Source organism: Microbulbifer thermotolerans, assembly GCF_001617625.1.
In the GTDB taxonomy this organism is placed as follows: Bacteria; Pseudomonadota; Gammaproteobacteria; order Pseudomonadales; family Cellvibrionaceae; genus Microbulbifer; species Microbulbifer thermotolerans.
In genome coordinates, this window is record NZ_CP014864.1 from 3,628,580 (window position 1) to 3,641,325 (window position 12,746).

A 12,746-nucleotide genomic window follows, 5' to 3' on the forward strand; every position below is an offset into this window, starting at 1 on the left:
GTTCGTTTCCAAGAAAGTGGTAGGTGCAGCAAGATGCTCCACCGGGTCAGACATGGCCGTTCCAGCCGACAAAATTTTTCAGCAGTTGCAGGCCGCTTCTGGCACTTTTTTCCGGGTGAAATTGGGTAGCGAAAATATTTTGTCGCGCAACCGCTGCCGCCAGAGAGACGCCGTACTCTGTTTGTCCGGCGATTTCGCCATTGCCATCAGCGGGCACATAGTAACTGTGGACAAAATAGAATCGGTCGCCATCATCGATATCTCGCCACAGCGGGTGGGGACGCTTCTGCGCAACGCGATTCCAGCCCATATGGGGGACCTTCAGACGCTCGCCGTTTTCCTCCAGGCAGCTGCCGAAAAACTTTACTGGCTGCGGAAAAATATCCAGACAATCGACACCGCCATTCTCCTCCGAATGGTGCATCATGATCTGCATACCGACACAGATGCCCAATACGGGCAGGCCTGAGTCGATGGCATCCTTTAGCAACGGGGTAAACCCAGCGTCAGTAAATCCCGCCATGCAATCGCGAATGGCTCCCACGCCGGGGACCAGCAAGCGATCGGCGCCCTGCGCCTCTTCCGGTTTTCCGGCAAGCACCACTTCCTCATCCGGAGCGACTCTCTGCAAGGCGCTGGCAACCGAGTGCAGGTTACCCATACCGTAGTCGAGGACTGCGATCTTCTGCATCAGAGAACACCCTTGGTCGAAGGCATGGTACCGGCCATGCGCGGGTCCAGCGCCAGCGCCATGCGCAGGGCGCGCCCGAAAGCCTTGAACACTGTCTCTACCTGATGGTGGGCATTGTGGCCGCGCAGGCAATCGATATGCAGGGTGACGAGGGCGTGGTTGACGAAGCCCTGGAAGAATTCATACACCAGCTCGGTATCGAAACTGCCAATCCGCTTCTGGGTAAATGGCACCTCCATGATCAACCCCGGGCGACCGGAGAAGTCCACCACCACCCGGGAAAGCGCCTCGTCCAGCGGCACATAGGCGTGGCCGTAACGGGTGATGCCCTTTTTGTCGCCCACCGCCTCGGCGATCGCCTTACCCAGAGTGATGCCGATATCCTCCACTGTGTGGTGGTCGTCAATATGGATATCGCCATCACAGGTAATATCCAGATCCATCATGCCGTGGCGGGCTATCTGATCGAGCATATGTTCGAGGAAGGGCACCCCGGTATCGAATTTGCCGCAGCCGTCACCATCCAAATTGACGGATACGGTGATTTTGGTTTCCAGAGTGTCGCGTTTGACGCAGGCCTTGCGCATGAATGGGGAACCCCTGTTTCTGGCGAGTAAGACGAAGGGGGCGAATTATAGGACGAATGCCCGCGCCTGTGGCCAATTGGTGACAGATGAAACTTGAATAGTAACAAAGAGCGCCTATTATTGGCGCCATGGTCAATCGCTCCCCCAACAAATCCCGCTTCTGGGCCTGCCTGTTGCTGCTGCTTGCACTGCTTGCGGCGCAGCCGCTGTGGGCGGAGCATATCCACCTGAAAAACGGCCAGGTGGAACTGTGCGACCTTTGCTTCAACCATATGCCGGCGGCCTTCGGCAGCGACTTTAAGCTCGACCAACCGGCCCCCGCCGTTATCTACAACATCCAGTCCGCGCCGGTCCCGCGCGACTGCCAGCCCGAACGCCAACGCGCCCGCGCGCCCCCCGCGCACCTGTCACTCCGTTAAACGGTATCGAGTGGGACACAAAAAACCGCAACCAGGGGATTTTCGGGATTCCGGCGAAATGCATTTCACCGGCATAGCCACGGATCGTCGATCCCCCTAAGTGCTGTGTCCGCTCGCCCTTTGCAGACCACAACTCCGATAAATGATTGAACGGCGGCAACGGCCTGCGCGCAAGCGCAGGTCCGTCACCGCCTGTGACAGGAATAAAATTCGATGAACAAGACCAGCAAACTGGCCCTGGCAATCGCCGGCGCCCTGACCGTGCCCGCCGCTTACGCTGCCGAGACCCTGGAAGAAATCAGTGTCACCGTTTCACCGCTGGACAAGCCCGCCGACGCTGTTGCCGCGCCGGTAAGCGTGCTCTCCGGCAACGCCCTGCGAGAAGCCGCCTCCGCCACCCTGGGGCAGACTCTGGAGAACCAGCCCGGTGTGGCCAACGCCTCCTTCGGCAGCGGTGTGGGCCTGCCAGTGATCCGCGGACAGAGCGCCAACCGCGTCAAGGTACTCAGTGACAACCTGGATGTGTCAGACGCCTCCAACACCAGCTCTGACCACGCCATCGGCATCGAACCCCTGCTGGCCGACCGCATCGAAATACTGCGCGGTCCCGCCACGCTGCGCTACGGCAGCGGCGCCATCGGCGGTGTAGTGAATGTCATCGACAGCCGCATTCCGACAGAAGTACCGGAAGAACTGGAGGGTGCGCTGGAAATGCGCCACAACAGCGGCAACAGCCAGGATGCCGGTGTCCTCCGCCTGTCCGGCGGTGCCGGTCAATTCGCCTGGTATCTGGACGGCGTGTACCGTGAAAACGACGACACTGAAATTCCCGGTCTCGCTATCGTCCACCACGAAGAAGAACACGATCACGAAGAAGAGCACGATCACGAAGAGGAAGAATTCAACACCGACGGCTACGTCGCCAACACCGATGCCCGCGCCGACAGCGAGAGCCTCGGCTTCTCCTGGATCACCGACAGCGGCTATATCGGCCTGTCGGTCAACCACCTGGATAACAACTACGGCATTCCTCTCGGCGCCCATGAACACAGCCACGAGGAAGAGCACGAAGACGAGGACCTTGCGGACGGAGAGCACGAGGAAGAGCACGAGGAAACACCGGAAGCCGTGCGCATCGATCTGGTGCAGACCCGCTACGACCTCAAGGGCGAACACCGCTTCGAAAGCAACTATTGGGATAAATTGCTCGTGCGCCTCGGCTACAACGACTACGAGCACACGGAGCTGGAAGCCCACGAAGATCACTTCCACGAGGGCACCCGCTTTACCAACAAAGCCTGGGAGGGCCGCGTAGAGCTGACCCACGACAACGGCGGTCAGTGGCGCGGCGCCTACGGCCTGCAATTGTCCGACAAGGATTTTGAGGCCATCGGCGAGGAGGCATTTGTACAGCCATCCCGCACCCGCAGCGCCGGGCTTTTTGTGATGAAAGAGCGCGAGTGGGACGGCTGGCACCTGGATCTGGGTGGCCGTCTGGAGCAGGTCAGCATCGACCCGGAAACAGGAGCTAAGGAGGATTACAGCCTTATCAGCGCCAGCGCCGCTCTGCAGTACTTCCTCTCCGAGCACCAGCACGTCAGCCTGGGGCTGACCCACGCCGAGCGCGCGCCGGTAGCCGAAGAGCTGTTCGCCGACGGTGCCCATGTGGCCGAAGCCCGCTACCTGATCGGCAACAGCGACCTGGACAAAGAAAACTCCATGAACCTCGAGCTGGGTTACCACCACCACAACCAGGACGCCAGCGGCTGGCATGCGGCACGCGTTGAGGTGAACGTTTTCTACAATCGCGTCGGCGACTATATCTACGCCCAGAACACCGGGCTCGAAGATGCGGAAAGCGAATACCCGATCTACGCCTACTTCAACCGCGACGCCGTCTTCTACGGCGCCGAGGCCTCAGTGAAAATCCCGCTGGCAAACGCCTTCCATCTGACTCTGTTCGGCGACACTGTTCGCGCTCAGTTCGACGACAGCGTCGCCGGCGAAAGCCGCGATGTACCACTGATGCCGCCGCTGCGGGTCGGCCTCGCCCTGGGCGGCGATCACGGCCCGTGGAGCTGGGAGTGGCGTACAACCCAGGCCGCCGACCAGGACCGCGCCGGCGCCTACGAGGAACCCACCGACGGCTACACGCGCATGGATCTCACCGCAAACTACAACCTGAAACTGGGCGAAACCGACATGGTTCTGTTCGCCAGCGGCCGCAACCTGCTGGACGAAGAGATCCGCAACTCCACCTCCCTGCTGCGCGACTACGCTCCGGAAATGGGCCGCAGTATCGAAGCCGGCGTGCGGTTTATTTTCTAGACCGCACCTGCTTCAATTACCACACCTGAGACAAAAAAGGCCCCGCCCGCACCGGGCGGGGCCGAATCTCCTACAATACGCGAACAACCTCCACACGCGGGCAAGCGGCGGAAATGCCGATCCGGTTCGGCGTCTCAGGTTCAACCGTCCCGGCAAGCCCCCGCAAACAACAGGAATATTGCTCTCCATGGCCTGGATCAAGCGCACGCTTATCGCCCTTCTTATCGTCTTCCTGCTGCTCGCCGGCGCCGCCGCCTGGCTGCTGGCCGGGCTCGACGTCAACCGCTACAAGCCGCAACTGGAACAGCTGGCGGCCGAGCAGGGCGTGGCCCTGAAGCTGGACGGTGATATCGGTTGGCAGCTGTGGCCGACCATTGCTCTCAAACTGGAAGGCGTGCAGCTCGCCCCCCTGCCACAACCGGACCAGCCCCTGCTGCGCGCGGAAAAAGTCGCCGTGGGCGTGGCCCTGATGCCCCTGTTGAAGAAGCGCATTGAAGCGCAGGAAATCCTGCTGATCAGCCCGCGCATTGATCTGGCGGTCGACGAACGCGGACGTGGTAACTGGGAACTGCTGACCGACGCTGTAGAAGCAAAGCAAAAAGAAGAGGCCCAGCAGCCGCCACAACTGGATGTCGCGGAAGACGGTGCCGGCCAGGATCTGAACCTGACACTGCAAAAACTGCGCATCGAAGACGGCGTTATCACCTACAAAGACGCGGGCAGCGACACCGAATACGCCGTGGAGCAGCTGAACGTATCCGTCGACAACCTCTCACCCGGCGGCGAACCGGGACAGCTGGAGGCGGATGCCCGCCTAAGCGGCAGTGCCTTAAAACAAGCGCTGGAACTGGAAATCTCCAGCACTCTGGCACTGGATGAGGGCTTCAACGGCCTGCGCATACAGCCGCTCACTCTGGCCCTCTCCAGCGGTGAAGGCAAGGCCCAAATCCATCTGCGCGGGCACTTGCGCCGCAGTGCCTCCGACCAGCCCTGGCAAATACAGATGAAGCTCAATGCAGATATCAACCCCCTGCGCCCCTGGCTGGCAGTTACCGGCACAGAACTCGTTACCCAGAGCAGCACCGCCCTGCAGAAACTCAGCCTGGAAACCAGCATTGAAGGCACCGACAAGAAACTCGACCTGACTCCCTTGCAGCTGCAGCTGGATAACACCACCTTCACCGGCAGCGCCCAGTTGCGCAATGCCGATATGCCCGGTGTCGACTTAACCCTGCGCGGCGGCACCCTGGCGCTGGACGACTACCTGCCACCCCCGGCCCCCGAAAGCGAACAGCCACAAACCGAAACCGCGGCGACACCGGCTGCTCCGACACCGCTGCCGCTGACCGCAATGCGCGGCTTCAACGCCAACCTGGACCTGTCCCTGGAACAGCTGCAGGCGGTAGGCCTGCAACTGGACAACCTCCAACTGCAACTCACGGTGGACAACGGCCTCTACCAGCTGCAAAAACTCTCCTCCGACCTCTACGGCGGCACACTTTCCAGCAATGGCCAGTTCAACGCCCGCGGCCAGTCCGCCGAAGCCACCGTCAACGGCGGCCTGGCCGATGTGGAAATCGCCAAAGTACAAGAGGCCTTCTTCCCCGCCGATAAAGTGCAACTGTCCGGCCGTACCAGTGTCAGCTGGAGCGCAAAAACCAGCGGCGCTGACACCCAACAGCTGCAAAAACAACTGCGCGCCTCTGTGCAACTGTCCAGCGATCAGCTATCCGTGGCCCCCTTCAATCTGGAAAAAGGCATGTGCCAGCTGATCAGCTACGCGGAAAAAACCTCGTTGCCGGATCGGGAGTGGCCCGACAGCACCCGCCTGCAAGACTTGCGTGCCGATATCACCATCGAGGGAGACAAGGCCAAAGTCCAGGAGCTGCTCGCGGGTGTGGAAAATATCGCAATGACTGGCGACGGCGAGATAGACTTGGAGAAGCAGGAATTCGACTTCGCCCTGGGTCTCGCTCTGGTGGGCGAGCGCACCTCCGCCGATGGCTGCACCGTCAAAAACGACCGCTGGCGCAACCGCCCACTGCCCCTGCGCTGCAAGGACAGCTTTGCCGACGCCGGTGCCGGCAGCTGCAAACCCGACAGCCGCCGTCTCGATGACCTGCTGCGCGAAGAACTCAAATACAAAGCCGAAAAGAAATACGGCGAAAAGGTGGAGGAAAAGGTCGAAGAACTCAAAGAGAAGTTCAAGGGACTTTTTAAACGCGACTAAGAAACCCCGAAATATCAATTCCTCACACAACAATAGTTTGTTGAAAAAGGCCGGAAACGGCCTTTTTCACCTTATAAAGTCACCCCATGACCCCAAAGCAGTTTCAAAAAGCCGTACTCACCTGGTACGACCGCCACGGCCGCAAAGACCTCCCCTGGCAGCGTGACATCACCCCCTACCGCGTGTGGGTATCGGAAATCATGTTGCAGCAGACCCAGGTCAATGCCGTCATCCCCTACTACGAACGCTTTATGGCCAGCTTCCCCACCCTGGAGCATCTCGCCACAGCGCCCCTCGACGACGTGCTGGCCCACTGGAGTGGCCTCGGCTACTACGCCCGTGCACGCAATCTGCACAAATGCGCACAGACCCTGATCAACGACTACGCCGGAGAGTTCCCCCGAAATGTGGAAGCGCTGGCCGGGCTGCCGGGCATTGGCCGCTCCACCGCCGGCGCCATCGCCAGCATCAGTATGGGGCTCAGAGCGCCGATCCTGGATGGCAACGTCAAGCGGGTACTGGCCCGCTTCCACGCAATCGAAGGCTGGCCCGGCCGCACCGCCGTAGCCAACCAGCTCTGGCAACTGGCCGAGACCTATACCCTGGAGCAGCGCGGCGCCCATTACACCCAGGCGATGATGGACCTGGGCGCAACCGTCTGCACCAGAAGCAATCCCCGCTGCAGCGACTGCCCGCTGTCCGGGCACTGCACTGGCCTCGCCCAAGGCAACCCGCAAGACTACCCGGGCAAAAAACCGAAGCGGGAAAAACCCGTGCGCAACGCCACCCTGCTGCTCCTCGAACACAACGGCGAAATCTACCTGGAACAGCGCCCGCCCAGCGGCATCTGGGGTGGTCTCTGGAGCCCACCACAGCTGGATGGAGACAATGGCGGCGAAACCGGCGCACGCCAGTGGCTCGCCGACCACAATCTGCGCCCAGAAGAAATACAAGCACTGCCACAACTGCGCCACACTTTCACCCACTTCCACCTGGATATCACTCCCCTGTGGATTCAGCTGGCAAAAGCCCCTCAGCTGGTAGCGGAGAGCGGCGGGGGCTGGTATAAACTGCGCCAACTCAACCGCCCCCGTGCGGCACAAGAACTGGGGCTGCCGGCGCCCATCGTCAAACTGGCCCAGCAACTGCTGGCACTGCAGGCACCGCTGCTGGCCCCCTGCACCGCCGACTAACCGAGGAGATGTCCATGTCCAGAACCGTTTTCTGCCGCAAGTACCAACAGGAACTGGAAGGCCTCGACGCCCCCCCTTTCCCCGGCCCCAAGGGACAGGACATCTTCGAAAACGTCTCCAAGAAGGCCTGGAAAGAATGGCTGGCACACCAGACCATGCTGATCAACGAAAAGCGCCTCAACATGATGGAACCCTCCACCCGCGCCTACCTGGGCGAACAGATGCAGAAATTCCTCAGTGGCGAGCGCTATGACGAGGCCGAGGGCTACGTGCCCCCCAGCGAAGGGAAAAGCGACTAAGTTAGTTGGTGCTTACATAAAGAAAACTATTTATCAATCAAAGGCTTGACTCCGCCCCAGTGAGCGGGTTTAATACGCGCCTCGCGGCACCGGACAAGCCCGGAAGCCGCAAAGCCCAGATAGCTCAGTTGGTAGAGCAGGGGATTGAAAATCCCCGTGTCGGTGGTTCGATTCCGCCTCTGGGCACCATCTGTAAACCCGCGTTAGCGTTTGCTTTCGCGGGTTTTTTCTTTGCTGGACTGACCTGCCGCCAATTCTCGAGCGGCTGCAGATCGACCCGAAACACTGGCTCTACCTGAACCGCAACTTTGAAAGCCGCTTCAAGTCTCTGGTTGGTGCCGCCCATTCAGTGCGTTCTGCCTGCGAACAACTCGGAAAACGCTGGACCCACGGAATCCGCGACTACGCGCGCTATCTCTCCCCGCCGATCACTTCCTAAAATTTTACCTTTTCTTGAAAAATAACATCGCGTACTTCTGCGAAGGACTGCTGCGCCACAACAAAACTGTTTGGCGAAATTCCACACAAGACTCTGAGACTACTTACCCAAATAGCACGCCTTGGCAGCAGCGGACTGCACATACAGTAGCCTTTCCATCAAATTTTCAATTAATGGGTGTCCAATTTTGTTTGCCATTCCGATTGAGAAGCTGGACGCCGCCACCAAGCGGCAGGTAATTCAGGTGATCGATACGTTTATCGAGAATGCCAAGCTAAAGAAGGGCGGAAATTCATGGGAAATTCATGGGGAAATTCATGGACACCCACAAAACAGGAAATTCATGGACACCCACAAAACAAAAATCTTTCGGCGCCAGTCATATTGCAACATTCTCTACCTCATAGAAAATACTGTTCATCCATACAGATAAATGAGCAGCCAAAATGGCACGCCCGCGCAAATCCCTGATTTCTCTCGAAACTACGCCCTACTACCATTGCGTCTCCCGCTGCGTACGCCGCGCATTTCTGTGTGGCAAGGATGAGCGCACTGGGCGCTGCTTCGAACACCGAAGGCAGTGGATTGAAAATCGGCTGCTGGAATTGGCCGAGATATTTGCACTGGATATCTGTGCCTATGCAGTCATGAGCAACCACTACCATGTGGTACTGTATATCAACGCTGTGCAAGCTGACGCCTGGACACTACGTGAAGTAGTGGACCGATGGCATCAACTCTGTAAAGGTTCCCCGCTCTCCCAACGTTATGCCCGCAACGAAACCTTGAACGCTGCAGAACTGGCCCAGTTGGAAGAAGTAGCCACAGAATGGCGGGCACGGCTGATGGATATCAGCTGGTTTATGCGGATGCTCAACGAATCCATCGCCCGGCAAGCCAATCAGGAGGATGGCTGCACCGGTCGTTTCTGGGAGGGCCGATTCAAATCCCAGGCTTTGCTCGACGAGCGGTCCTTGGCGGCCTGTATGGCCTATGTAGATCTGAATCCAATCCGAGCCAAAATGGCTGATACACCCGAAACTTCAGACCACACTTCCATACAACAGCGTATTTCGGCGGCTCAGGATGGCAAACAGCCACAGCAGCTCTTTCCCTTCGCTGGTAACCCAAGAGAACCTATGCCAATGGGACTGCCGTTTCAGTTACAGGACTATCTGGAGCTGGTGGACTGGAGTGGCCGCTGCCTTCGTGAAGACAAGCGCGGCGCTATCGACGAACAACTGCCGCCGATTCTCGAGCGGCTGCAGATCGCCCCACGACACTGGCTCTACCTGAGCCGAAACTTCGAAAGCCGCTTCAAGTCTCTGGTTGGTACCGCCCACTCAGTGCGTTCTGCCTGCGAGCAGCTCGGCAAACGCTGGGCGCAGGGTATTCACGACTGCGAGCGATATCTATCTCCCCCGATCACTTCCTAAAATTTTGCCTTTCCTTGAAAAATAATATCGCGGGCTTATGCGAAGGACCGCTGCGCCCCAACAAAACTGTTTGGCGCAATTACACACAGGACTCCGAACCCACTTAGCCAAATAGCACACTTTGGCAACAGCGGACTGAATATGCAGCAACTTTCCCACCAATTTTTCAATTGATGGGTGTCCAATTTTGTTGCGCCATGTCCAATTTTGTTGCGCCATGTCCAATTTTGTTGCGCCTTGGCAACAGCGGACTGCACATGCAGTAGCCTTTCCATCGAATTTTCAATTGATGGGTGTCCAATTTTGTTTTCAATTGGTGGGTGTCCAATTTTGTTTACTTCGAAAGCCGCTTCAAGTCTCTGGTTGGTGCCGCCCACTCAGTGCGCTCTGCCTGCGAACAACTCGGAAAACGTTGGGCCCACGGAATCCGCGACTGCGCGCGCTATCTCTCCCCTCCGACCACTTCCTAAAATTTTTCCTTTCTTTGAAAAATAACATCGCGAACTTCTGCGAAGGACCGCTGCGCCCCAACAAAACTGTTTGGCGCAATTACACACAGGACTCCGAACCCACTTAGCCAAATAGCACACTTTGGCAACAGCGGACTGAATATGCAGCAACTTTCCCACCAATTTTTCAATTGGTGGGTGTCCAATTTTGTTTCCATTGGTGGGTGTCCAATGTTGTTTAGGTGTATGACGGGAAGCTGGTTTTTATGGCTGACTGATACAACAAGCCCCGCAACAGCGGGGCTTGTGCTTATGGATCAGATTGAATGATTTTTTCTTTTTCGGTGTTAAACAACTCTACTGCTTCGGGCATACCATCAAAATAGTCTTCCCAAAATCCCGGCTTAGACCAGGCTTTTGGAGCCAGTTTGAAGTATGACTCAGATTCAAAATCAATAAGCCATCCTGCCGGGATTGTTTTCGTCACCACCTCAAACTGGTTAGCGTCATGATACGCTGGTGTTTGATTATCATCGCCAACAAGCTGAAATTTGACTGGCAGCCCATGCTGCATGTTTATAGACAAAACATGGTAAACCTTGCCAACAGTAAGCCATGAACTGCTATCCAAAGATTCTCCCGTCTGCTCATCGAGCAATTTAATACACTTTACTTTCATCCATTATCCACCAGATTTTGAGTTAAAAATCACTTTGTAATCCTGGCCATAAAATACCTCGCCAGTTTTTGGGTTTTTATAAAAGTGAGTTTGGAAATTCCCTGATGGACTCTGGAAAGTTTCAGTGCTGTATTTGCTGAAACCTTTTGGTATCGCTGGATTATTGATTTCCGATGCAGGAATAATCTCTCGCGAATTCCTCACCGCATCATCTGTTAGATGTCCGCTCTTAGTAAAAGGCGAATTCGCAGATTCAAGGCGCAATTGCTTGGCTAGTTTCGGGCCGTTAGCAATGTTGTCGGCTTCTCGCAGTCCCCCCTTTGTAACCCCCGACCTAAATACCCCCAACGACCTAAATAAGCTCCTACCACTTAGGCCAACGATCGGCAGTACACCCAAAGCCTCACCAGCAACAGCGATAGCTACGCAACCACCGCCTTGATGACGACATTCATTTTGCAGATCTGCGGCTTGTTCAACCGAAATTTCTCCCATCGCTATTGCACGGTCAAAACTGCGAGATCGCACAAAGACCCCTTCAAACGCCAATTGCGTAGGATCATCGGTAAATTGCTCACCGTGAAACACCTCTTGGAATAAAGAGGAGTATTTATTCCCATCTACCAGAAGATGCGCGACTGAGTCTAATGTTACATCAGGTTCAAATCCTCCACCATTCTCACTCGTTCCCTGCGAGGTAATCAGATCCCAGATACTTTCGCCTTCTCGCTTGCTCTCACCAAATGCTCCTGGAACAGTACCTTCCGGTGTCGATATACCGGCAGCACCTGGCTGCGCCCAAAATCCTCCATGATCTGGATTCAACTGCCCCGCATACAGGTCGATATTGCCATTTGAATCTACGTTAACGCCACAAGAGTCTCCACAGAGATCCTTCAAGAATCCTTTTACATCGTCTACCAAATCTCCCCAGCTGTAGTAACCTGTCGGATCCGTCAACGTCAAAGGATTTCCCTTCACATAGCTATAGCGATTATAGCCCTGGGTATCATCCACACCATCGATAAACGAATCCGCCTGTAGGAAACGGCCCAGCTCTGGGTCATATATGCGACCATTCATATGGATAACACCCAGAGCATCCACCATTTCGTGGCCGGTAAAGCCCTTGGTTGTGGTATCCGTCAGACTTTCGAGTAGGCTGTAGTTATCTGCGACAAAATCGCTGATATCGATCGCCTGCCAATCAGCATCCCGGCGTTTACCCCAGGGGTCGAAGGCCATAGTCTCCAGAATATTGCCATTGGCATCCAGCACCACATCGGTGGAGCCGATATGATCCTTCAGCAGATACTGCTCCGTAAAAGACTGCTGGTTGAAGTCTGCGTCCGTCGTATAGGTAAAGACACCGCCGCCCGGCAGGTAACGCTTCCAGCGGTATTTCCCGTCTGAACTTCTATGAATACGTTCTACATTGCCAAGGTATAAGGTTGTAATCACCTCACCGTTAGCACGAGTATCTATCCTCTTATAGCGGGATCTGTCCGGCCCATAGAAAAAGGCAGTTTGATCGTAGCTGCCGGTACTCTTAATCAGCGACGGCTTATCGAAACTGGTATAGAAAAATTCTCTACCTGTACTGTCAGATGTGAGGTTGCCATTGTTGTCATCGTACTCATAAGAAACTGTACCAACTTTGGTCACCGCGTGGGGCTTAGCGCCCTGGTACAAATAGGATATGCCGTCCTTACTCTTGATATTGCCAATACTGTCGTACTGATACTGGGTATTGCTCGCATTGGGATTACAAGCCCCAGTACTGGTGGTGCCCGTATTTACTGCCAGCAGCCGGTTCAGGTTGTCATAGCAAAAGGACTCCTTTTTCGCGGTACGCAGATTATGTCTACTCGTGAGATTGCCAATGGTATCCCAGGTATAGGAAAGCTGCTGAACCGTACCGCCAATCGCTCTACTGGCTTGCTGTGACAGCAGACGGCCAGTCGATCAATAACAACACCTCGGGATATGGTGATAC

The 12,746-nt window shown here is 56.3% G+C and carries 11 protein-coding genes and 1 tRNA gene; 7 read left to right on the forward strand and 5 right to left on the reverse strand.

Annotated features, from left to right (window positions below; genetic code table 11):
* Nucleotides 1-46: 46 nt before the first annotated feature.
* Together hisH and hisB are read right to left on the reverse strand one after the other, a co-directional pair.
* Nucleotides 47-691 carry an imidazole glycerol phosphate synthase subunit HisH gene (gene hisH / locus A3224_RS14955; RefSeq protein ID WP_067156439.1) on the reverse strand — a complete coding sequence of 215 codons (645 nt, stop codon included), beginning with the start codon at nucleotides 689-691 and terminating at the stop codon, nucleotides 47-49.
* Nucleotides 691-1,278, reverse strand: a complete 588-nt coding sequence (gene hisB, locus A3224_RS14960) for an imidazoleglycerol-phosphate dehydratase HisB (protein WP_067156442.1) — start codon at nucleotides 1,276-1,278, stop codon at nucleotides 691-693. The genes hisH and hisB overlap by 1 nt, the downstream gene beginning before the upstream one ends.
* A 128-nt stretch (nucleotides 1,279-1,406) precedes the next feature.
* Between hisB and A3224_RS14965 the strand changes: the two genes are divergently transcribed.
* The 7 genes from A3224_RS14965 to A3224_RS15000 all read left to right on the forward strand — a co-directional run bounded on the left by A3224_RS14965 (nucleotide 1,407) and on the right by A3224_RS15000 (nucleotide 9,622).
* The gene (locus tag A3224_RS14965; RefSeq protein ID WP_067156444.1) at nucleotides 1,407-1,697 is read left to right on the forward strand and encodes a hypothetical protein; all 291 of its coding nucleotides are present in this window, start codon (nucleotides 1,407-1,409) and stop codon (nucleotides 1,695-1,697) included.
* A gap of 213 nt (nucleotides 1,698-1,910) precedes the next feature.
* Entirely contained in the window at nucleotides 1,911-4,025 is a 2,115-nt protein-coding gene (locus A3224_RS14970; RefSeq protein ID WP_067156447.1) for a TonB-dependent receptor, read from the forward strand.
* A 187-nt stretch (nucleotides 4,026-4,212) separates the two neighbouring features.
* Nucleotides 4,213-6,255 carry an AsmA family protein gene (locus tag A3224_RS14975; protein ID WP_067156449.1) on the forward strand — a complete coding sequence of 681 codons (2,043 nt, stop codon included), beginning with the start codon at nucleotides 4,213-4,215 and terminating at the stop codon, nucleotides 6,253-6,255.
* Between the two features lie 86 nt (nucleotides 6,256-6,341).
* Nucleotides 6,342-7,448 carry an A/G-specific adenine glycosylase gene (gene mutY / locus A3224_RS14980; protein WP_067156453.1) on the forward strand — a complete coding sequence of 369 codons (1,107 nt, stop codon included), beginning with the start codon at nucleotides 6,342-6,344 and terminating at the stop codon, nucleotides 7,446-7,448.
* Nucleotides 7,449-7,462: 14 nt separating this feature from the next.
* Nucleotides 7,463-7,747: an oxidative damage protection protein gene (locus A3224_RS14985; RefSeq protein ID WP_067156456.1), complete on the forward strand. Its 285-nt coding sequence runs from the start codon at nucleotides 7,463-7,465 to the stop codon at nucleotides 7,745-7,747.
* Nucleotides 7,748-7,860: 113 nt separating this feature from the next.
* Nucleotides 7,861-7,936 (forward strand) — tRNA-Phe (locus A3224_RS14990).
* A 696-nt stretch (nucleotides 7,937-8,632) separates the two neighbouring features.
* The gene (locus A3224_RS15000; protein WP_067156461.1) at nucleotides 8,633-9,622 is read left to right on the forward strand and encodes a transposase; all 990 of its coding nucleotides are present in this window, start codon (nucleotides 8,633-8,635) and stop codon (nucleotides 9,620-9,622) included.
* A 35-nt stretch (nucleotides 9,623-9,657) separates the two neighbouring features.
* Here A3224_RS15000 and A3224_RS17040 read toward each other — a convergent pair whose 3' ends face one another.
* From A3224_RS17040 to A3224_RS15010, 3 genes are all read right to left on the reverse strand, one after another.
* Nucleotides 9,658-9,999 (reverse strand): hypothetical protein, encoded by a 342-nt coding sequence (locus tag A3224_RS17040; RefSeq protein WP_156481511.1) that lies wholly within the window; start codon nucleotides 9,997-9,999, stop codon nucleotides 9,658-9,660.
* A 382-nt stretch (nucleotides 10,000-10,381) separates the two neighbouring features.
* Complete coding sequence (locus A3224_RS15005) at nucleotides 10,382-10,750, reverse strand: hypothetical protein (RefSeq protein WP_067156464.1); 369 nt, start codon at nucleotides 10,748-10,750, stop codon at nucleotides 10,382-10,384.
* Nucleotides 10,751-10,753: 3 nt separating this feature from the next.
* Nucleotides 10,754-12,415 (reverse strand): RHS repeat domain-containing protein, encoded by a 1,662-nt coding sequence (locus A3224_RS15010; RefSeq protein WP_156481512.1) that lies wholly within the window; start codon nucleotides 12,413-12,415, stop codon nucleotides 10,754-10,756.
* Nucleotides 12,416-12,746: the final 331 nt, after the last annotated feature.

Bases quoted from the DNA above. Each gene is read 5' to 3' on its own strand.
- hisH (WP_067156439.1), bottom strand. From the start codon at position 691: ATGCAGAAGATCGCAGTCCTCGACTACGGTATGGGTAACCTGCACTCG.
- A3224_RS14970 (WP_067156447.1), top strand. From the start codon at position 1,911: ATGAACAAGACCAGCAAACTGGCCCTGGCAATCGCCGGCGCCCTGACC.
- A3224_RS15005 (WP_067156464.1), bottom strand. From the start codon at position 10,750: ATGAAAGTAAAGTGTATTAAATTGCTCGATGAGCAGACGGGAGAATCT.
- A3224_RS14975 (WP_067156449.1), top strand. From the start codon at position 4,213: ATGGCCTGGATCAAGCGCACGCTTATCGCCCTTCTTATCGTCTTCCTG.
- A3224_RS14965 (WP_067156444.1), top strand. From the start codon at position 1,407: ATGGTCAATCGCTCCCCCAACAAATCCCGCTTCTGGGCCTGCCTGTTG.
- mutY (WP_067156453.1), top strand. From the start codon at position 6,342: ATGACCCCAAAGCAGTTTCAAAAAGCCGTACTCACCTGGTACGACCGC.
- A3224_RS14985 (WP_067156456.1), top strand. From the start codon at position 7,463: ATGTCCAGAACCGTTTTCTGCCGCAAGTACCAACAGGAACTGGAAGGC.
- hisB (WP_067156442.1), bottom strand. From the start codon at position 1,278: ATGCGCAAGGCCTGCGTCAAACGCGACACTCTGGAAACCAAAATCACC.
- A3224_RS15000 (WP_067156461.1), top strand. From the start codon at position 8,633: ATGGCACGCCCGCGCAAATCCCTGATTTCTCTCGAAACTACGCCCTAC.